The sequence below is a fragment of the Baekduia alba genome, assembly GCF_028416635.1.
In the GTDB taxonomy this organism is placed as follows: Bacteria; Actinomycetota; Thermoleophilia; order Solirubrobacterales; family Solirubrobacteraceae; genus Baekduia; species Baekduia alba.
Map to the genome: position 1 here is coordinate 809,362 of NZ_CP114013.1, position 19,200 is coordinate 828,561.

General features: G+C 71.3%; 21 protein-coding genes. 8 read left to right on the plus strand and 13 right to left on the minus strand.

Going from position 1 to position 19,200, the window contains the following annotated elements; genetic code table 11:
* Positions 1-77: 77 nt before the first annotated feature.
* From DSM104299_RS03900 to DSM104299_RS03910, 3 genes are all read right to left on the minus strand, one after another.
* Positions 78-494, minus strand: a complete 417-nt coding sequence (locus tag DSM104299_RS03900; RefSeq protein ID WP_272475982.1) for a hypothetical protein — start codon at positions 492-494, stop codon at positions 78-80.
* A 66-nt stretch (positions 495-560) separates the two neighbouring features.
* Positions 561-1,766, minus strand: coding sequence for a substrate-binding domain-containing protein (locus DSM104299_RS03905; protein ID WP_272475983.1), 1,206 nt, complete (start codon positions 1,764-1,766; stop codon positions 561-563).
* Between the two features lie 98 nt (positions 1,767-1,864).
* The gene (locus DSM104299_RS03910) at positions 1,865-2,332 is read right to left on the minus strand and encodes a hypothetical protein (protein WP_272475984.1); all 468 of its coding nucleotides are present in this window, start codon (positions 2,330-2,332) and stop codon (positions 1,865-1,867) included.
* On the opposite strand from DSM104299_RS03910, the gene DSM104299_RS29500 reads away from it, so the two are divergent.
* The 4 genes from DSM104299_RS29500 (at position 2,220) to DSM104299_RS03930 (ending at position 5,820) form a co-directional block, all read left to right on the plus strand.
* Positions 2,220-2,510, plus strand: a complete 291-nt coding sequence (locus DSM104299_RS29500; RefSeq protein ID WP_432419771.1) for a hypothetical protein — start codon at positions 2,220-2,222, stop codon at positions 2,508-2,510. The two genes, DSM104299_RS03910 and DSM104299_RS29500, sit on opposite strands and share 113 nt — an antisense overlap.
* A 109-nt stretch (positions 2,511-2,619) precedes the next feature.
* Positions 2,620-3,318, plus strand: coding sequence for a hypothetical protein (locus DSM104299_RS03920; protein WP_272475986.1), 699 nt, complete (start codon positions 2,620-2,622; stop codon positions 3,316-3,318).
* Positions 3,319-3,355: 37 nt separating this feature from the next.
* Positions 3,356-3,517 carry a hypothetical protein gene (locus DSM104299_RS03925; RefSeq protein ID WP_272475987.1) on the plus strand — a complete coding sequence of 54 codons (162 nt, stop codon included), beginning with the start codon at positions 3,356-3,358 and terminating at the stop codon, positions 3,515-3,517.
* 275 nt (positions 3,518-3,792) lie between these two features.
* Positions 3,793-5,820 (plus strand): SIR2 family protein, encoded by a 2,028-nt coding sequence (locus DSM104299_RS03930; protein WP_272475988.1) that lies wholly within the window; start codon positions 3,793-3,795, stop codon positions 5,818-5,820.
* Here DSM104299_RS03930 and DSM104299_RS03935 read toward each other — a convergent pair.
* The 7 genes from DSM104299_RS03935 to DSM104299_RS03965 form a co-directional block, all read right to left on the minus strand.
* On the minus strand, positions 5,802-6,353 hold the full coding sequence (locus DSM104299_RS03935) for a metallophosphoesterase family protein (RefSeq protein WP_272475989.1): 552 nt from the start codon (positions 6,351-6,353) through the stop codon (positions 5,802-5,804). The two genes, DSM104299_RS03930 and DSM104299_RS03935, sit on opposite strands and share 19 nt — an antisense overlap.
* A 78-nt stretch (positions 6,354-6,431) precedes the next feature.
* The gene (locus DSM104299_RS03940) at positions 6,432-6,866 is read right to left on the minus strand and encodes a DUF5666 domain-containing protein (protein ID WP_272475990.1); all 435 of its coding nucleotides are present in this window, start codon (positions 6,864-6,866) and stop codon (positions 6,432-6,434) included.
* A gap of 43 nt (positions 6,867-6,909) precedes the next feature.
* Positions 6,910-7,458 carry a TetR/AcrR family transcriptional regulator gene (locus tag DSM104299_RS03945; protein WP_272475991.1) on the minus strand — a complete coding sequence of 183 codons (549 nt, stop codon included), beginning with the start codon at positions 7,456-7,458 and terminating at the stop codon, positions 6,910-6,912.
* Positions 7,459-7,489: 31 nt separating this feature from the next.
* A complete protein-coding gene (locus DSM104299_RS03950; RefSeq protein ID WP_272475992.1) occupies positions 7,490-8,227 on the minus strand; it encodes an ABC transporter permease in 738 nt (245 codons plus the stop codon).
* The gene (locus tag DSM104299_RS03955; RefSeq protein WP_272475993.1) at positions 8,224-9,183 is read right to left on the minus strand and encodes an ABC transporter ATP-binding protein; all 960 of its coding nucleotides are present in this window, start codon (positions 9,181-9,183) and stop codon (positions 8,224-8,226) included. The genes DSM104299_RS03950 and DSM104299_RS03955 overlap by 4 nt, the downstream gene beginning before the upstream one ends.
* Positions 9,184-9,275: 92 nt before the next feature.
* Positions 9,276-10,178, minus strand: coding sequence for an SDR family oxidoreductase (locus DSM104299_RS03960; RefSeq protein ID WP_272475994.1), 903 nt, complete (start codon positions 10,176-10,178; stop codon positions 9,276-9,278).
* Between the two features lie 16 nt (positions 10,179-10,194).
* The gene (locus tag DSM104299_RS03965; protein ID WP_272475995.1) at positions 10,195-10,500 is read right to left on the minus strand and encodes a hypothetical protein; all 306 of its coding nucleotides are present in this window, start codon (positions 10,498-10,500) and stop codon (positions 10,195-10,197) included.
* 89 nt (positions 10,501-10,589) lie between these two features.
* Here DSM104299_RS03965 and DSM104299_RS03970 point away from each other — a divergent pair, with 89 nt between their 5' ends.
* On the plus strand, positions 10,590-12,236 hold the full coding sequence (locus tag DSM104299_RS03970) for a hypothetical protein (RefSeq protein WP_272475996.1): 1,647 nt from the start codon (positions 10,590-10,592) through the stop codon (positions 12,234-12,236).
* On the opposite strand, the gene DSM104299_RS03975 is transcribed toward DSM104299_RS03970, so the two are convergent.
* Complete coding sequence (locus DSM104299_RS03975) at positions 12,233-13,108, minus strand: alpha/beta fold hydrolase (protein WP_272475997.1); 876 nt, start codon at positions 13,106-13,108, stop codon at positions 12,233-12,235. The two genes, DSM104299_RS03970 and DSM104299_RS03975, sit on opposite strands and share 4 nt — an antisense overlap.
* Positions 13,109-13,245: 137 nt before the next feature.
* Between DSM104299_RS03975 and purU the strand changes: the two genes are divergently transcribed.
* A complete protein-coding gene (gene purU, locus DSM104299_RS03980) occupies positions 13,246-14,088 on the plus strand; it encodes a formyltetrahydrofolate deformylase (protein ID WP_349294521.1) in 843 nt (280 codons plus the stop codon).
* A 21-nt stretch (positions 14,089-14,109) separates the two neighbouring features.
* On the opposite strand, the gene DSM104299_RS03985 is transcribed toward purU, so the two are convergent.
* Entirely contained in the window at positions 14,110-14,316 is a 207-nt protein-coding gene (locus DSM104299_RS03985; RefSeq protein ID WP_272475999.1) for a hypothetical protein, read from the minus strand.
* A 110-nt stretch (positions 14,317-14,426) separates the two neighbouring features.
* Entirely contained in the window at positions 14,427-15,068 is a 642-nt protein-coding gene (locus tag DSM104299_RS03990; RefSeq protein ID WP_272476000.1) for a winged helix-turn-helix domain-containing protein, read from the minus strand.
* Positions 15,069-15,255: 187 nt separating this feature from the next.
* Here DSM104299_RS03990 and DSM104299_RS03995 point away from each other — a divergent pair, with 187 nt between their 5' ends.
* Positions 15,256-16,086 (plus strand): SDR family oxidoreductase, encoded by an 831-nt coding sequence (locus DSM104299_RS03995; protein ID WP_272476001.1) that lies wholly within the window; start codon positions 15,256-15,258, stop codon positions 16,084-16,086.
* A gap of 77 nt (positions 16,087-16,163) precedes the next feature.
* Positions 16,164-19,199, plus strand: a complete 3,036-nt coding sequence (locus tag DSM104299_RS04000; protein WP_272476002.1) for a hypothetical protein — start codon at positions 16,164-16,166, stop codon at positions 19,197-19,199.
* Position 19,200: the final 1 nt, after the last annotated feature.

Below are 19,200 nucleotides of genomic sequence, written 5' to 3' on the forward strand. Positions count from 1 at the left end.
TGGGGTTCCATGAGTTCCATCCCATTGCCAAAGGAGTCCGGGACGGCCCCGCGGGGGAACGCGGGGCCGTCGCGCGTCTAATAGGTCAGGGTGCCCACGTGGCGGAAGTCGCCGGTCACGATGCTCCCGGTCGTCTTGCCCTTCCCGCGGATGCGCTTGTACTTCCCGGTTCCCTTGATCCACTGGTAGGTCGCCGTGAACGTCGTGCCGGACACCTTCCCGGCGTACCTCAGCGTCGCCGTGCACTTGCAGGACTTGATGTGGAAGGTCATCGTGACCACCGGAACGACCAGCGTGCCGGTGAGCTTGCCCTTCCCCCACGGCATGCCGCTGTAGGTCCCCGTGAACTTCGTCGACCCCTTTGCGGTGGGGTTGACGTGCCCCTTGATGTCGACCTTCTGCGTGCGCGTCGCCGCGTTCGCGGGCACGGTGCTGAGCCCCGCGACCAGCGCAAGCGCGACGACAGCCTTGATCCCTCGATTCGCATTCACCATCGAACTTCTCCTCCCGGACATGGTCCTGTTGGTTGACAAGCGGTTGGTGTTGTCGGCGCGAGGCGCCTAGTTCTTGGGGGCTTCCCCGTGCTCGAACAGACCGTCCAAGTACGTCTCAGGGAGATATGCGCTCCTCGGACCGGGTGCGTTGCCCGCGGTGCTGAGGGTCCAGCCCTCCTCCGCCCAATCCTCGAGATTCTTGTTCGTGATGAGCGTGACCGGCGGGACGAAGGAGTTCACCTTGGGTCCTTGGCCCTGCAGCGTGCGCAACGCGATGCTCACCGCGGCCGCGGCGTTGCTCTGGGCGGACTCGCCGACGCCGGCGGTCTGGTAGCGCTCACGGTGCTCCTGCCAGTAGGAGACCATGGCCTTCTCGGCGCCGATCGCGCCGATGATCGGAACCGGCCGGCCGGTCGACGTGAACGCGTTGAGTACGCCCGTGCTCATGCCGCCGGTCTGCTGCACCGCCGCGATCGGGGCCGGATGCGTCGCGAGGAACTTGAACGTCTCGGACTTGGCCGTTGCGTTGACGAACGCGCCGTCGATGTCACCGACCAGCTTGATGCCGGGACAGTTCTTGAGGACCACCTTCGTCGCGGCGAACGTCGCTTGGTCGGCGGAGACGGTCCGATAGCCGTGCACATAGAGCAACTGACCCTTGCCACCGAGGAGCCGCGCGATGACCGACGTCGTCTGCGCACCCATCTGGAAGGCGTTCTCGGTGACGTTCAGCGACTCCGGAATGTCGATGTGGCCGATCAGCGACACGGTCGGGATGCCCGCGGCGGCGGCCTTGCGCACCGGCCCGTAGAAGGCCTCGGCCTGTAGCGGCGCCGTGATGATGAGGTCGGGCTTACGCGCGACCGCGGCGTTGTACTGCTGCAACTGCAGCGGGACGTTGAGGTCCTGCCCCGTCGTTGATACGACGACATCGCCGACGAGCGGACTACGCGCCAGCTGCAACTTCAGGTCGTCGAGCAACTCGACTGCGAACTGGTTGACCGTTCCGGCGAAGACGATGGCGATCGTGTAGGGCGGCTGCTTCGCCTTGAAGCCGTGCCACGCGCTCTCGCGAACTTCGCCAAAGCCCCGGTACGCGTCTTGGTAGGCCTCAGGGAACGCTGCGACGACGCCGTCCGGATCGGAGACGGGGGGAGCGGCATAGCTTCCGCAGCCGCTGCTGGGTGCCTGCGCTGCGACGGCGGCCGCGACGTCTGATCCCGGCTGGCTGGATGGCTTGGACGAGTCGCCGCATGCGCTGAGGCCCCCCACAAGTGCCGCGACCGTGAGCAGCCAGCGAAGCGTTCGCGTCGTCCTCCCACTAGAACAGCGTTTCATTGAGCGAACGTAACACCACGCCGCGACCGTTGTCAACTCGCGGCTTGACGGTGTGGTTTGCTCGGGCTACGTTCCTTAGGTTCCGAGTTGATGACGTCCCACGGCGAACCGCACCTGAAGGTCGAGCGACCGGCGCCATGCGTGCTGCGGTTGACGCTCAACCGACCGCGAGTCTTGAGCGCGATCAGCGAAGCGCTGCGCGACTCAGTGATCACCACGCTGCGCGAGGTCAACGACGATCGGAGCTGATGAGCGATCTCCGCATCGCCAGTGACCGCGCGTCGTTCCGGGTCGGGCAGGTCGCGCGCGGGCTCGTCCCGGACGTCGGGCTGACCTGGGTGTTGCCGCGTGTCGTTGGGACCGCCAGGGATGCTGCTCAACGAGGCGCTGACAGCCGACGTCGCCGAGCGCACCGGGCTCGTCAATCGCGTCGTCCCCCACGCGCAGGTCGGCGACGCCGCGCGCGCGATGGCGACAAAGCTCGCGGGGTCGTCGCGCACGTCGCTTGAGTGGATCAAGCGCACGACCTACATGAACCTCGACTTCGGGATGGAGGCCGCCTTCGCTTCGAGGCGATGGCGCAGGCGCTGCTCAGCGCGACCGATGACTTCGAGGAAGGGCTGCGCGCGTTCAAGGACAAGCGTGCCGGCTCGTTCAGCTAGGGGTGCAGCGCGGTGAACGGCATCGACGACTTCGACGTCCTGCAGATCCTGCGCATCAAGGGCGCACCGACGGCAGCGCCGTCGCTGCCGCGCTCGGAACCGCGACAGAGATCGTCGCGCAGCGCTTGGTGCTGCTCGAGGCGGACAACCGGGTGTGGCGGGTCGCCACCCCACCCGGGGTCTGGGCGCTCACCCCCGAGGGAGTCGCTGCGCATGCCGAGCCGTCCGAACGTCGTCGTGCCTCGACGCTGACCGATGTTCGCGCTGGCTATGAGGTGTTCTTGGCGCTCAACCAGGACGTCAAGCAGCTGACCAGCGAGTGGCAGGCTGCGGGCGCACGGCATCTCGATCTGATCGAGGAGCTCGCGGAGATCCACGAGCAGGCCGCCGAGGGCTTTGCGATCGCGGCGCGCGACGTTCCGCGCTTTGCGATCTACGCGCAGCGGCTCGACGCGGCGCGCGCGCATGCGCGCGCGGGAGTGCGCAGTGCCGGGATCAGCGTCCTGCCGGCGTTCATCGTGTCGACCGAGCTGTGCCGCCGCTACTCCCGCGACCGAGCCCTCCCTCGCGAGGCGTGGGAGGAGATCGTGGACGGAGTCGGGGCGCTCGGCGAGGTCGTCGGACGGAGCTTCGGCGGCGCCGATGCGCCGCCGCCGCGAGGTCGAGCAGCTTGTGCAGCGCGCTCGCGCCGACGTGCCCATCGGTCACACCACCCGCGACGAGGACCTCCTGTGGATCTCTGGACCCTGCGCGCGTCAGCGTGGAAGACACCTACATGGAAGCCGACCGCGCCGAGCTCACCGAGGCCTTCGAACAGGTCCTGAGCCTGCTGCTACCGACCGCTGGCAGGAACGCGGCGGGTTGACCAAGGCCCTGGACTACCGCCAGTGGCTGCATATCGACCAGTACGAGATCGGCGTACTGGCCCGTCGTCAGGGCCGCAAGCGCCTCAAGATCACCCGCGCCGCCAAGGGCATCGGCTCCGGTGGCAAGAAGGCTGCCTGGATGCGTGCCGGGGCGTAGTCCTGGGCGCCTCCTATTTGCTGGGCGTGGCGAATCCCCCGGTCAGGCACGGGCGCTGATGCTGTCGAACGACTAGCGGTTGCGCCCCGACGCGGGGGCAACAACGGGGCAACACGCACCACGAAATCCAGCGAAGATCGCTCGACTCGACCAGCGGGCGAATTGCGCTCTGGAAACCCCGCACTCCGGGGGTTTCTGCGTTCGCGGACCTGCACGTCGGTACAGGTCGCGCCGGATTGCGTCACATCGCGTCTCGCCGGGACTCCTAGCGAGACATGGCCCAGTCCGACCTCCCGGGGAGCGACAACCTCGAGCTCCTGGCGCAGAAGCTCCTGGCTCGCCACCTCCGCGTGTCGGTGCCCGACAGCGCGGTGCGCGATCGCGTCGCGCAGGCGCAGGATCCGTCGGTGTACCCGTCCGGTCTCGTCGAGCGTCAGATGCGCTGCGTGGCGGTGGTCGGGGCGGGCGCCAGCGTGCCGTTGTCCAAGCGGGGCGCCGACCTCGCGGACTTCCTGGAGTCGCGGTTCGGCCGCGACGAGGCAGAGCTCGATCGCCTCGAACAGGTCAACGGCTTGGATCGCGACGAGCTCGAGACGCGGCTCATCGCGCTCAGCAGCACTCGGGACACCGCGCGCGAGGTGCGCGAGACGATCGCGACCGAGTACAGCATCCGGCACCCGACGCTGCTGGCCTACGAGCTGCTCGCCCACCTGCTCAAGCACCGCTTCCTCGACGCGATCGTCAGCTTCAACTTCGACGAGCTGCTGGATCAGTCGCTCGACGACGAGCTCGACCCCGACGAGTACACGGCGGTCGTCTCCGAGCGCGACTGCGCCGCGGCACCGCCGCTGCCGGACGCGCCCAACTACGTCCCGTTGTACATCAAGTTGCACGGCACGGCGAGCGAGCCGGCGAGCCTGCGCTTCACGCGCGACGCGTACTTCGCGCTGCCGCCGAGGGTCGTCGGCCTGGTGCGCGACCTGCTGCACACCGACGACTGCATCATCCTGAACCTCGGCTTCGGGCTGGGGAGCTTCGACTTCCAGCGCCTGCTCGCCATTCCCAAGCGCCTGCAGGTGTTCAACCTCAGCCACGGTCCGGTCGACGGCAAGGTCGTGGAGCGGATCGACCACGAGCGCGGGGCGCCCGAGGACGAGCCCGGCGCCTGGCTGCACGAGGTGACCGCGGCGGAGGACGGGGCCTGCGACACGCTGATGCAGCGTCTGACGGGCGAGATCAAGCGCCTCTCGCGCGCCGCGGGCCCCGGCGCCCATCCGCGCAGCGGCGTGCCCGGCCGCCTCGTGCACTTCCGGTCGGTGCGGCGCCACGAGACGGTGGCCCACCTGCTGGGCTCCGACACCAGCCGGCCGGGCTGGGCGGCGGAGGAGGAGTGGCGTCGCGAAGAGCACATCGACTACCTGCGCCGGCGGGCGATCCTCGAACTGGCGTTCGCGGGCGCGAAGTCCCGCGGCCTGCTCTCGCTCGGCCCGCTGGCCACCGACCGCCCGTCGCGCTACTACGACCGCTACCGCCGCCTGACCAACGGCCGCGGCGACGACTGGCGCGCGTTCTGCTCGGCGGCGGGGCTCATCGAGAGCGAGACGGTGCCCGACATCCTCGTCAGCCTGCCGAGCCTGCGCAAGAAGCGCGACCGTGGCGAGGAGACCCAGGTCCTGCACGAGTTCGCGCCGTCCAAGCTCGCACACCACGTCCTGGCCCGGGTGCGCAACCCGGCGTCGGACGAGGACTTCGACATCCTCCGCAGGACGCTGCGCGGCCTGCAGCGCCAGAACGACGTCGAGATCCACACCAATGACGACCGCGTGTGCTCCAAGGCGTTCCGGCGGCCGGTGACGCTCGCGACCTCCACCGCGATGCTCGTCTACACGTGGCTGATGCTCGACGGCGTGAAGCCAAAGGACCGCATCTACGTGAGCTCGGAGACGGGAGCCTGGCTGCTGAAGGAGCCGATCCGCACGCTGCTGAGCAAGCAGGAGCACATCCACCTGCTGATGGCGTTCGCGATCGAGGACGACGACCTCGTCGACGTCTACGGCCGCACCCGGTTGCAGAAGCGCGTCGTCGACCCGTGGCGCCACAACCGCCACATGACGATCGTGTGCAACGGCGACCGGCCGGCGCGGGCCGTGTACTTCGCCCGCCGCCTCCGCACGCCCGTCATCAACCCGGTCTACCTCGACGGCGTTCGCGATGTCGGTCGCCTCTGGACCACCTACCAGGTGCGCTGGGCCGAAGCCCGCCCGCTCGACGCGGACGCGATGCCTCACAAATCGACGACCTGATGGCCCACGACGTGGATGACGCGCGTCGCTCCGACCCGCGTCGCCGCTCGCGGCGGGGCCGGAGTGTGGCCGTGCAGGTGGATGCGCGGGCTCACCCGCTCGAGGTAGTCCCGCAGGCCGTCGAAGCCCTCGTGCGCGCGGTCGTCCGGCTCCTCGTGGACGCCGCGCGGGGGAGCGTGGCTGATGAGGATGTCGGCCCGGGGCAGCCTGCGGGCCAGCTTCGACGCCTGCTTCTGCGTGTACTGCAGCGCCGCCCCCGGGGTGTACCGCACGCAGCCCTCGAAGCCGGCGAACGTCAGGCCGCCCACGTCCGCGGACGTCAGGTGCAGGTTGGTGGTGTTGGCGGCATCGAGGTAGCGCCCGTCGTCGTGGTTGCCGTAGACCCCGAGCACGGGGAGCGGGAACCGGCCGAGCGGGTCCAGCACGTCGGGCTCCAGGTCGCCGAGCGTGATGACCGCGTCGGGCTGGTGGGACTCGATCAGCGCCGGCAGTGGGAGCCAGGACTCCTCGTCGGCGAGCACGAGCAACCGCATGGTCAACGGGACACGGCGAGCGGCACGCGCGACGAGAGCATCTCCGCGCAGTGTCGCAACCGCCGCCACCCGCCGCGCTCAGTCGTCCGAGCCGTGACCGCCGGAGCCGTGGTCGTCGGCGCCCGCGTCGTCGGACCCGCCGCCGCCGCTGCTGTCGTCGTCGCCGTTGGGGTGCTCGGCCGCGGCCGGCTCCACCGCGCGCGCGGTCCAGCGCCCGTCGACCTTCCGGGCCTTGACCTCGATCGACCGGCCGGCGCGCAGCGCGCCCAGCCCGCCGCCGAGGCGCTCGAACTTCGTGGTGCTCGTGACGCGGAACGTCAGCGTCGTGCCGCTCGGCCGCTTGATCTTCAGCGACTTGCTTGCGCTCGACGCCGACACGACCGTGCCGTGGAAGTTCGTCAGCCCCGCGGAGCTCGAGGACTTCGCGCCGGCGCCCGCCGCGGGCACGACGGCGATCGCCGCCACCGCACCCGTCACGACGATCTTGTTGAGGTGCTTCGTCAGGATGTCCATGACGCAGAGGCTCCCCTGCCGCGCGTCGCAATTGCACTGGGACTTAAGTCTTTGGCAGCAGCGCGCGCAGCGCGTCCAGCCCGCGGACCCACAGCGCCTCGACGTCGGTCTGCGGCGGGAACCGATCGGTCAGCTCCAGGTTGACCATGCCGTGCGCGAACGCCCAGATCACGCGGGCGGTGACGAGGTCGCCGCCGCACATCTCGCGCAGCGGCGCGCCCGCGAACAGCTCTTCCGTGGCGACGGCGTCGTCGCTGCGGTCCAGGTCGCGCGCGTAGATCAGGCCGTACACGTGGGGATGCTCGTGCGCCCAGCGGCGCCACGCCTGGGTGATCGCGGTCAGCGGGTCGGCGCGGCCGTCGGCCTCGAGCGCCGCGCGCAGCGCCACGCCCTGCTCGTGCAGCCCGGCCGCGATGATCGCGCTCTCCAGCGCGCGCTTGTCGGCGACGTGCTCGTACAGCGACGGCGCGCGGATGCCGATCTCGGCCGCGACGTTGCGCATCGACAACGCCTCCGGCCCGTCGTCCTCGAGCAGGCGACGGGCCGCGGAGACGATCTGCGCACGACGGCCGGAGGGGGCAGCGGCGGACATGGTGCGCCGATGCTCCCACACCCGGCCGACCCTACGCGCGCTCCGTGTCGGCGCGGTAGGCGCGGGCGGCCAGGAACGTCAGGGCGACGCTCCAGACCGCGACGACGACCCACCCGCGCAGCGGCCAGCCGCCGCCGCCGAGCGCGACGCGGTTGGCCTGGACCAGCCAGTAGGACGGCAGGTCGACCGCGATGTCGTGCAGGAACCCGGAGCTGTCGAGCGGGAACCACGTGCCCGACACCAGCGCCAGGATCGCGGTGCCGCCGCCGAGCGCCGGTCCGATGGTGTCGGTGTTGAGCTTGTGGCCCATGAAGATCCCCGCTGCGGCGAACGGGATCAACCCGACCAGGATGAGCCCGGTCATGCCCAGCCACTCGTCGGCCGGCAGCCGCACGCCCAGGATCGTGCCCGAGGTGTACAACATCACGATCGCCAGGCCCGCCAGCAGGTAGGAGATCGCGACCTTCGCGCGCAGGTAGGCGAACGCGCTCAGCGGGCTGATGCGCAGCTGCCGGTTCCAGCCGACCTCGCGCTCGCCCGCGATCCGCGCGCCGGTGCCGAGCATCGCGGTCATCGTGCCCCACGAGGCCATCGACACCATGAAGTACAGGGGTGCGCTGAGCCCGGTGCCCTGCAGGTTGGTCTCGTCCTTGTTCGGGGCCGCCGTGATGAAGTACAACAACAGCGGGAAGCCGAGCGAGAAGAAGAAGAAGCGCTTGTTGCGGAACGCCCGCAGCAGCTCGTAGCGCGTGTAGGCCAGGGAGTTCATGCCGCCACCTCGGAGTCGTCGTCTGCTTCGCCGCCGGTCAGCTCGAGGAAGGCCTCTTCGAGCCCCGCGCCGCTGATCTCGATGTCGCTGGCGCTCGTGTACTGGGCGAGCAGCGCGCGAATCGCGACGTCGGAGTCGCTGCACCGCAGCGTCACCGCCGCGCCGCGCCGCTCGGCCGACGTCACGCCCACCAGCGAGGAGAGGTGCTCGATCGCCACGCCCGGCAGCGTCGCCCGGATCGTCCGCGACCCGACGCGCGCCTTGATCTCGGTCGTCGGACCGTCGGCCACGACGCGCCCGCGCGCCATCAGGACGGCGCGGTCGGCGAAGTCGTCGGCCTCTTCGAGGTAGTGCGTGGCGAAGACGATCGTCGTGCCGCGCGAGGCGAACTCGCGCATCGTCGCCCAGAACGCGTGACGGCCCTCGACGTCCATCGCGACCGTCGGCTCGTCGAGCACCAGCAACTCGGGGTTGGACACCAGCGCGCAGGCGAAGCGGACGCGCTGGGACTGGCCGCCGGAGAGCTTCTCGGTGCGCTGCTCGGCCGTCCCCTGCAGCCCGCAGAGGTCGAGCACCTCGTCGACGCCGAGCGGGTTGGGGTACAACGACGCCATCATCGCGATGAGCTCGCGGACGGTCAGGTAGCGCAGCAGCGACCCGGTCTGGAGCATCGCCCCGACCCGGCCGGCGGCGATCGCGTCCGCCGGCGTCCCGCTGAACAGCGAGACGGTGCCGGCGTCGGGTGCGGTCAGCCCGAGCAGCATGTCGATGGTGGTGGACTTGCCCGCGCCGTTGGGGCCGAGCAGGGCGACGGTCTCGCCCGGCTCGATCGCGATGTCGACGCCGCGGACCGCCCGGACGGGGCCGTTCGGCGTGCTGAACGTCTTGACCAGCCCCTGCAGCCGGATCCCCGCGGACGTCGGCGCCGCGGCGGTCTTGGTCATGGTGAGCGCCATGGCCCAGACGATGCCGGATCGTCGCCCGAGCGGCGATGCGGCCACCTCCCGACGCGCGCGTGACGTCTGTCACGACGCGCCCGTCACGCCCGTCACGGCGCGGTCGTGACGGACTGCTCGCGCTCCTCCAGGCCGGCGGTCCGGGCGCTCATCGAGCGGCCGAGCGCCAGCACCTCCTGATCCATCAGCGGCACGATCTCCGCCGCCCGGCGCGCGGTCTCCCGCTCGCCGAGCCTGGTCGTCAACGCCGGCTTGAGCCAGCGGATCGCGTTGACCCACTTCGGCACGCTGATGCGCCGGGCGCGCCGCTCGATGCCGGCCACGAACGCGTCGGCGCACGACTCGACCGACGTCGTCTGGCCGAGCGGGCCGGGCAGCGCGTCCAGCATCTTGCGGAACGCTGAGAGGTCCTTCTTGGCGTCCTGGACCAGCGGCGTGTCGATCCACGACATGTGCGCGCTGCCGACCTTGACGCCCATGGAGGCCACCTCGGGCGCCAGCGCGTTGGCGAAGTGCTCGGCGCCGGCCTTCGACGCGTGGTAGGCGACGAGCCCCGGCCCGGCCGCGTAGGCGGCCAGCGACGAGACGACCAACACGTAGCCCTTGCGTTCGATCAGCGCCGGCAGCGCGGCGCGCACCGTGTGGAAGACGCCGTTGACGTTGACGTCGATGACGCGCCGGAACGTCTCCGGGTCCACCGCGAGCACCGAGCCGTAGGACGCGATCCCGGCGTTGGCCATGACGACGTCGACGCCGCCGAACGTGCTGACCGCGTGCGCGACCGCCGCCTCCATGTCCTCCAACTCGACGACGTCGCCGGCGATCGACGTCGCGTTGGCGGGACCGAGCTCGGCCTCCAGCGCTGCCAGCGGCGCGCGGTCGAGGTCGACCAGGACGACCTTCGCGCCCTTGGCCACCAACCGCCGCGCGGTCTCGGCGCCGACGCCGCGCGCGCCGCCGGTGATCAGGACGACCTGGCCCTTGAGCTTGCTCATGAACGCCACCGTACCCTCAACTGCGCCGGACCGCCCCCATGATCGTGGCGGCGAACCCGGCGAGCCGGTCGGGCGGGTACTTGGCCGGGTCGCTGAGCACGAGCTTGGCGCCCTCCTCGCCGAAGGACACCAGGAACCGCGAGAACAGCTCGGGGTCCAGGCCCCGCGGGCCGCCGCGGCGCGCGATCCCGGTCTCGGCCACCGGCTGCAGCAGGCCGACGAGCCCGGCGCGCACGCGGCCGAGCGTCTCGCGCAGCTCGGGCGGCGCGCCCTCGACGGGGAAGAGCGCCAGGCGCCACGTGTCGGGCTCGGCGTGGACCATCGTCAGGAACGTGCGGACGGCCTCGATCAGGACGACGTCGCGGCCGTCGCCGGTCGCGCTGAACGTCCCGGGCGTCGAGGGCCCTGGCCGTGCCCGTCGGCGGGGCGCTGCTGATCGCCTGCGGCGCGTTCGCGCTGACCGGCTTCCCGCTCGACGACTTCTGGCACCGCATGTTCGGCCAGGACGTGACGCTCTGGGGCCCGACCCACCTCGTGATGATCAACGGCGCGATCCTGTCGGTGCCGGTGCTCGCCGTGCTGGCGTTGGAGGCGCGCCGCGCCCGTCGCGCAGGCGAAGAGGCGCCCGACGCCGCCGCGCCGGACCTCGCGCCGCGATCGCTCAGCCTCGCCGAGCAGATCGTCCGCACGCTGCTGCCGGCCGCGCGGCTGTTCGCGATCGCGTTCTGGGCGACGGAGTTCGACTGGGGCGTGCCGCAGTACCGCGTGGTCTGGCACCCGTTGTTGTTGGCCTTGGCCGGTGGCCTGGCGCTGACGACCGGGCGGATCGTCCTGGGCCGCGGCGACGCCGTCCGCGTCTTGTTGGTGTACCTGCTCATCCGCGGCGCCGCCGGGCTGCTGTGCGGGACCGTCGGCTTCGCGGCGCAGTACGCCTGGACGCAGGTCTGGGCGCCCGTGCCGTGGACGCCGTCGCTGCTGGGCGAGGGCCTGCCGACCGCGGTGCTCGCCGGCCTGGCCGGCGGCCTGCTCGGCGGGCTGCTCGGCGCCGGCCTGCGCCGCGAGCTGCCGGCGCGCGCGGTCCGCCGCCGCGTCGGGGTCGGCGCCGCCGCGTTGTTGGTGGTCTTGGGCGCCAACGCGCTGTGGACGAGCAACCCGGACACCTTGACGCTCACGCCCGTCGCCGGGAAGGCCGACGCCGCGCACCGCGATCGCGACCGTCCGCTTCAGCGACGCCGGCCTCGCCAAGCACGCGCAGATGCGCCAGGTGCTCGCGTGGCAGGGCGGCAACCGCGTCTCGCGCCAGCTCGACGAGGTCGCGCCCGGCGTCTACCGCACCGACGACCCGGTCCCGCTCTACGGCGACTACAAGACGAACCTGCGGCTGCAATCCGGCCGGGCCTTCGTGGCGCTGCCGCTGCACCTGCCGCGCGAGCCGTCGATCCCGACGCCCGGCGTCACCCGCCCGGCGCAGTTCACCGCGCCGTTCGTGAGCGACGTCGAGGCGATGCAGACCGAGCGGCGCGACTACGTGCCCGGTTGGCTGTGGACGCCGGCGACGCCGGCGGCGCGCGGACGCCAGACCGTCATCTCGACGGCCCGGGGCGCGTTCCAACCCACATGACCCCGCGCCCGCTCGCCGCTGCCCTGATCGCCACGACGGCGCTGGCGGCGAGCGCCGCGACCGCGGCCATCGCCGCCCAGGCCCCGACCTTCCACCTGGTCGGCCAGCCGATCCTCTACACGATCAAGGCGCCGCGCCTGGGCGGGCCGTCGGCCTACGTCGTCTTCGCCGGGGACCGCCACCTGCACGAGCCGCGGCAGGTGGTCGCCCAGGTCGCCGGCCACACCGGCCGGACCTACCTCGTCAGCGATCGCTGCTACCGCTCCGCGATCGTGAACGAGACCGCCGCCGGCCGGCCGCAGCCGGTCGTCAAGGCGGGCAACACCTACACCATCACGTTCTCGGTCCGTCCCGGCGCCACCGGCAAGAAGACGCGCATCGGCACGCGCAGGCTCGTCGCGCGCACCTGGGCGTCCGCCAAGACGCCGCGTTGCTAGGCCGCCGTCGCCGCCGCTTCCGGGTCGCCCGCCGCGGGCGCCGGCGCGGAGGACTCGGCGTGCTGGGCCGCGAAGTCGCCGATCGTGGTGGCGATCAGGCCCGGGTCGTCCCACATCGGCGTGTGGCCGATGCCCGGGTGCACGCGGAACTCGAGCCCCGGGATCTCCTCGCGCAGGCGCGGCGAGTGGACGTGCATCGGCAGGATGCGGTCCTTGCTGCCCCAGGTGACCAACACGGGGACCTTGATCTGGTCCAGGTCGCGCGCGCCCGCCTCGCCGGCGCGCAGGATGGAGAAGACGTCGTCGACGATCGCGCAGTTCACGGCCGACCGCGCCAGCCCGATTGCCTCGGCCGCCGGCACCTGATGGCCGCGTGTCATCACGTCGCGCAGCGCCAGGCGGCGCAGCCCCGGCCGCGCCATCACGCGCGGCAGGATCGGCAGCGCCTGCTTGGTCGTCTTCTGCATGCGCGAGAAGACCTTGATGATCTTCTGGGCCGCGGCGTCGTCGCCCGGGCGGATGCCGCCGGCCGGCGAGATCCCGACGACCGACCGCGCGCGGCCGCGCTTGGCCAGCTCGAAGGCCAGCGCGCCGCCGAGCGAGTTGCCCGCGAGGTGCGCGGTCCCGACGCCCAGCGCGTCCAGGTGCTCCTCCAGGAAGTCCGCCGCGCGCGCGATCGAGTGCGGCTCGCCGTGCCGGGGCAGCTCGGCGCCGCCGTCGTGGCCGTGCAGCGTGGGCGCGATGACCTCGAAGCGCGGCACGAGCTCGCCCAGCACCGGCAGCCAGCAGCGCCACGTCGCGGTGAAGCCATGGATCAGGACGAGCGGCTCGCCCTCGCCGGCGCGGTACAGAGCAGGGGAGATCTCGGGCATCGTCGTCAGATCGTACGCGTTCACACGAGGCCGCGCGCAAGACCTGCCAGGCGGCAGGCGGCAGGGCCTGGGCGGCGGACCCGCCGCGCCCTACGATCACCCGCGCCGTGTCCGTGCCTTCGCCACCGCCCATCACCATGCGCTTGCTGGTCGCCTGCGCCGACCGGCCGGGCATCGTCGCCGCGGTCTCGCGCTTCCTGCTGGAGGCCGGCGCGAACATCATCCACTCAGACCAGCACTCGACAGACCCGTGGGGCGGCGAGTTCTTCCTGCGGATGGAGTTCGCGCTCCCGCCCGGCGTCGACCCCGACGCGCTGCGCGCCGCCTTCGCGCGCGGCGTGGCCGAGCCGTTCGTCATGGACTGGTCGCTGTGGGACGTGCAGCGCCGCAAGCGCGTCGCGATCCTCGTCTCCAAGTACGACCACGGGCTGCAGGAGCTGCTGTGGCGCTGGCGGCGCGCCGAGCTGCACGCCGACGTCGTCCTCGTCGCCTCCAACCACGACGAGCTGCGGGCCGACGTCGAGAACCTCGGCGTCGCCTACCACCACGTGCCGGTCGCGCCGGACGCCAAGCCCCAGGCCGAGCAGCGGCTGCTCGAGCTGCTGGGCGCCGCGCAGCCCGACCTCGTCGTCCTGGCCCGCTACATGCAGATCCTGTCCGGGGACTTCCTCGACCGCGTCGGCGCGCCGGTGATCAACATCCATCACTCGTTCCTGCCGGCGTTCGCCGGCGCGGGCCCGTACGAGCAGGCCAAGGCGCGCGGCGTCAAGCTGATCGGCGCGACCGCCCACTACGTGACCGAGGAGCTGGACGCCGGCCCGATCATCGAGCAGGACGTCATCCGGGTCAGCCATCGCGACGACGCCGCGGCCATGGCGCGCCGCGGCGCGGACATCGAGCGGGCCGTGCTGGCGCGCGCCGTGGCGTGGCACTGCGAGGACCGGGTCCTGCGCCACGGCTCGACGACCGTGGTGTTCTAGTACTTCCGGCGGTCGACGCGCTCAGGCCGCGGCGGCCGGGTCATGGTCGTCCTCGCCGAACGGATCCGCGATGACGTCGCGGAAGCGCTCGTCGTCGCGCAGCGCGTCGATGAACGCTGCGCCGAGCGCGGTGAGGCCGAGCTCCTGCGTCTCTGGGACGTGCGGCTCGCCCTCTGGGGTCGCGCGGCGGAAGCGGGCGCCGCAGCGGTCGTCGCGTCGTGGTGCCATGTCCATTAGGACACGCGTCGCCCGATCCTGTGACCACATCCTCAGGCCCCCGCGGGATCCTGGACCCTTGGGGGGCCTGGGATGTGACAGCGCCTACGCTTGACGTTCCGTCAAGCCGCCGCGCGACGGCGCGGCTTGCGCGGCTTCTGCGTCGGCTCCGGCCGGCCCGCGCTCGGGTCGGGCGCGCCGACGGCGTCGAAGAGCATCGCGACGAGCGCGGTGTCCGTGGTCCGGGCGCCGTTGCTGCTGCCCTGGCGCTTGGTCGCGGCGTCCTGGATCTTGCGCGCCTCGTCGACCAGCTTGACGACGGCCTTGGACAGCTGCTCGACGCCCTTGGCGTCCAGCGACAGGCGCAGGCGCTCGAGGCGCGCGTGGTCGCTGTCGAACCCGCCGACGCCCGCGGCGCGGGTGGCGACCTCGGTCGTCTGCGCCAGCTCGGCGCCGATGACGGCCTGCTTGGCGATGACCGAGACGCTGTCCCAGGCCGCGCCCCCAGACTTCGGCCGGGGCTTGGCTCGGTAGTGATGCTCGATCGCGCCGCGGCGCGGGGTCTCGCGCACCAGCTCGAGGAGCCCGAGCTCGTTGAGCTGGCGCACGTGGTAGGAGATCGTTCCGAGCGTGGCGTCGAGCACCTGGCTCAACTCAACAGGACTCGCCGGCTGCTCTTCGAGGATCCCGAGGATCCGGACGCGCAACGGATGCGAAAGCGCTTTGACGTACCGCTGGTCGTCGACACTCGTGATGGAGGGCATGGCTTCCTCTGAGGTGTGGGAATGTTACTGCTCGAATCATCGCTCAGATTTGCGAACCGTGCGACGTTTCTTTCGCTGCAACGCGCCAACTGAGCCCCACTTACGCGGAATATCCAACTTAATAAGAGCAAGTGGTACATGCAGGTCCTGGATCGCGCAGATCGCGCGTCCGTTTAGGATCCGTCGCGTGTCCCGAACGCTCGCAGGCAAGACCCTGTTCATCTCCGGTGCCTCACGGGGCATCGGGCTCGCAATCGCCGTTCGCGCCGCGCGCGACGGCGCGAACGTCGCGCTGATCGCCAAGACCGCGGAGCCGCACCCCAAGCTCGAGGGCACCGTGTACACGGCCGCCGAGGAGATCGAGAAGGCCGGCGGCCAGGCGCTGCCGATCGTGGGCGACATCCGCGACGACCAGTCGGTCGCCGGCGCGGTCGCCGCCACCGTCGAGAAGTTCGGCGGCATCGACATCTGCATCAACAACGCCAGCGCGATCAACCTGTCCGGCACCGAGGCCATGGACATGAAGCGCTACGACCTGATGCAGAGCATCAACACGCGCGGGACCTACGTCGTCAGCAAGGCGTGCGTCCCGCACCTCAAGCAGGGCGACAACCCGCACGTGCTGACGCTCTCGCCGCCGATCAGCCTCAAGCCGCAGTGGCTCGGCGGGCACATCGGCTACACGATCGCCAAGTACGGCATGAGCCTCTGCACGCTGGGCATGGCCGAGGAGTTCAAGCCCGACGGCGTCGCGTTCAACGCGCTGTGGCCCAAGACCCTCGTCGCGACCGCCGCGGTCCAGAACCTGCTCGGCGGCGACACGGCGATGGCCAAGTCCCGCAAGCCGGAGATCGTGGCCGACGCGGCCTACATCATGCTCACGCGCGACAGCCGCGCGTACACCGCCAACCTCGCGCTGGTCGAGGACGTGCTCGCCGAGGAGGGCATCACGGACCTCAGCCAGTACAGCTACGGCGGCGACGACGCCGAGCTGCAGGCCGACCTCTTCGTCGACTAGCGACACGCCGATCCGGCGCGCCCGCGTTCTGTGAACGCGGACGTTTCGCGACGGTGCGCCGGGGTACATCTTCCGGTGTGCTGGCAGGGGACCTGGGCTCTGGGAGAACGACGCGCGCGCTGATCGCCGCGCTGATGGCCGTGGCGCTCGCGCTGGCCGTCGCGCCGGGCGCGCGGGCCATCGGGATCAGCGACATCAGCCTCACGTCGGTCGACCCGTCGGCGGGCGCGCACTCGAACTTCACGCTGAACGTCGCGTTCTCCGACGCCGACGAGGACCTCAAGGACGTCACGGTCAACCTGCCGACCGGCCTGCTCGGCAACCCGCGCGCGGTGCCGCAGTGCACCGAGGCGCAGCTCAACGCCGACGCGTGCCCGGCGGACAGCGAGGTCGGGACGACGACGGTCATGGCCCAGGCCGCCGGCCTCCCGCTCAACGTGCCGTCGACGGGCACGGTCTACAACGTGGTCCCGCCGGCCAACCGGCCGGCGCGGCTGGGCATCGTCGTGCGGCCCCTCGGCGGCGCGCTGGGCAAGATCGTGCTGCCGGTCGACATCGACGTCCGCGACGACAGCGACTACGGGCTGGTCAACATCATCAAGGACATCCCGAACAAGCTCGGCGTCGTCCCGCTGACGATCACCTCGATGGCCCTGACGCTGGACGGGCGGACGCCCTCGGGTGGGTTCTTCATCGTCAACCCGACCTCGTGCGCGCCCAACTCCGTCAGCGCGACGATCGACTCCTACGCCTCGAGCAAGCCGGTGACGGCGAAGGCGCCGTACCGCGCGACCAGCTGCGACTCGGTGCCCTACGCGCCCCAGCAGGTCGCGGACTTCGACTCCCACGGCATCGACCAGCCGACGGGCGCGACGATCGGCCTGACGCTGCCCGAGAACGTCAACGACCGCGCGCCGTCGCACACGTCCAAGGCGGTGGTGCGCCTGCCGGCGGGCATCGCCTTCAACCCGTCGGTCGCCGACGACGGCCTCCAGCTGTGCTCGCCGGCGCAGTTCGGCAAGCAGGGCGACGACCCGATCAAGTGCCCTGCCCGGTCACAGCTCGGCACGGTCACGTTCGACAACCCGCTGCTCGGCGTGGTGTCGGGCAAGGTGTTCTTCGCGCGGACGACCGACCACCCGTACCAGATCTACTTCTTCGCCCAAAAGCAGGGCGTGACGGTCAAGCTCGTCGGCAACATCACGCTCGACGAGGACACCGGGCAGATCACGACGGTGCTCGACGGCTTGCCGCAGGTGCCGTACACGCGCTTCCTGCTGATGTTCTTCGGCGGGCCGCGCGGGGTCCTCTCGACGCCGCCGGCCTGCGGCAGCTACACGACCTCGACCGTCGCGACCCCGTTCAGCACCGGCCAGTCGACGACGACGTCGCTGACGACGACGTTCTCCGATGACGGCCAGGGCGGCTGCGCGCCCAAGGAGACGCCGACGATCAGCGGCGACACCGACAACCACAAGGCGCTGGCGAGCCCGATGCTCGCCGTCGACGTCCAGCGCGACGCCGCGTCGCGACGGCCCAGCAGGCTCGACATCGTGATGCCCAAGGGCCTGGTCGGCAAGCTCGCCGGCCAGACGGCATGCGAGACGAGCAAGGCGCTCGCCGCCAACTGCCCGTCCAACACGCAGATCGGCACGGTCAAGGTCGCGGCCGGGTCCGGCCCGTTGCCGATCTCGCTGAGCGGCACCCTGTACCTCGGCACCGGCACGTCGACGGCCGCCGCGCGGATCTGGCTCGTCCTGCCGGTGAAGGTCGGCCCGATCGACCTCGGGAACTTCGTGCTGGCCAACAACCTCACGTTGGGCAAGACCGACGGCCGCGTCCACGTCACGGCGGCGCTGCCGGCGGCGTTCAAGGGCTTCCCGCTCGGCCTGCGCCGGCTGCAGCTGAGCATCGCCAAGAAGGGCTTCCTGCTCAACCCGTCGGGCTGCGATGCGCGCTCGTTCGGCGTCTCGATGACCGGCACCGACGGCACGCAGGGCTCGGGCAGCGGGCCGTACCAGGCGCGCGCCTGCGACCAGCTGAAGTTCACGCCCGACGTGTTCACCTCGGTCGAGGACCCCGGCGTCAAGGCTGCCAACTCGCAGCCGCCGTTCCAGACCGAGATCGTGCCGCGCACGACCGACTCGGCGCTCGACGACGTCACGATCCTCGTCAGCGCCGCGATGCAGCCCAACCCGGCGGCGCTCAGCGACGGCGCATGCGCGCCCGCGCAGCTCAACGCCGACGCGTGCCCGGCGTCGTCGAAGATCGGCGTCGCCGAGGCAGCCACGCCGTTGTTGGAGGACAAGCTCTCCGGCTCCGTGTACCTGAGCGACACCGGGACGCCCGCGCCCGACGAGGAGGGCGTCGAGCTGCCCTACGTGAGCGTCTTCCTCAAGGCGCCCGGCGTCGCGCTGCGCCTCGACGGCGAGCTGCGGCTGAGCCCGAACGCGGGCCGGCTGGAGGCCCGCTTCAAGGGCCTGCCGGACGTGCCGCTGTCGGACTTCAAGTTGTCGTTCTACGGGGCGCGCACCGGCCGCGCCGGGCCGTTCACGAACGTGACGGACCTGTGCGCGGCGGAGTTCGCGCCGTCCGACGCGACGGTGCTGAGCCAGGCCGGCCAGCGCAGCGTCAAGCAGCCGGTGCTCGACGCGGCGGCGTGCCGCACGGGCGCGCTGGTGCGCGCCGACGTCTCCGGCCTCGGCTCCTCCAGGCCACAGGCGCTGATCAACGTCGCCCGCTCGCCGGGCAACCGCAACCCGTTCCGCCAGGTGACGATCGCGATCCCCAAGGGGTTGAGCGCGCGGCCCGACCGCGCCGCCAAGGGCATCGCGGTGCGCGTGGACGGCAAGCGCCTGTCAAAGAAGCACTGGGCGCTGTCGCGGTCCGGCAAGCTCACCGTGCGCATCCCCGGCAAGCTGGGCGCCGGCCGCGTGCTGGCGACGTTCGAGAGCGGCGCGCTCGTCCCATCCGCCACCGTGCGCAAGAAGGCGCGCGACCGCATGTCGGACCTCAGCGGCGCGCGCCCGGTCCCGCTGAAGCTGTCGGTCTACACGACCGAGCTGAAGGGCCGCAAGGCCAAGACGACGATCGACGTCGACGGCCGACCGTAGC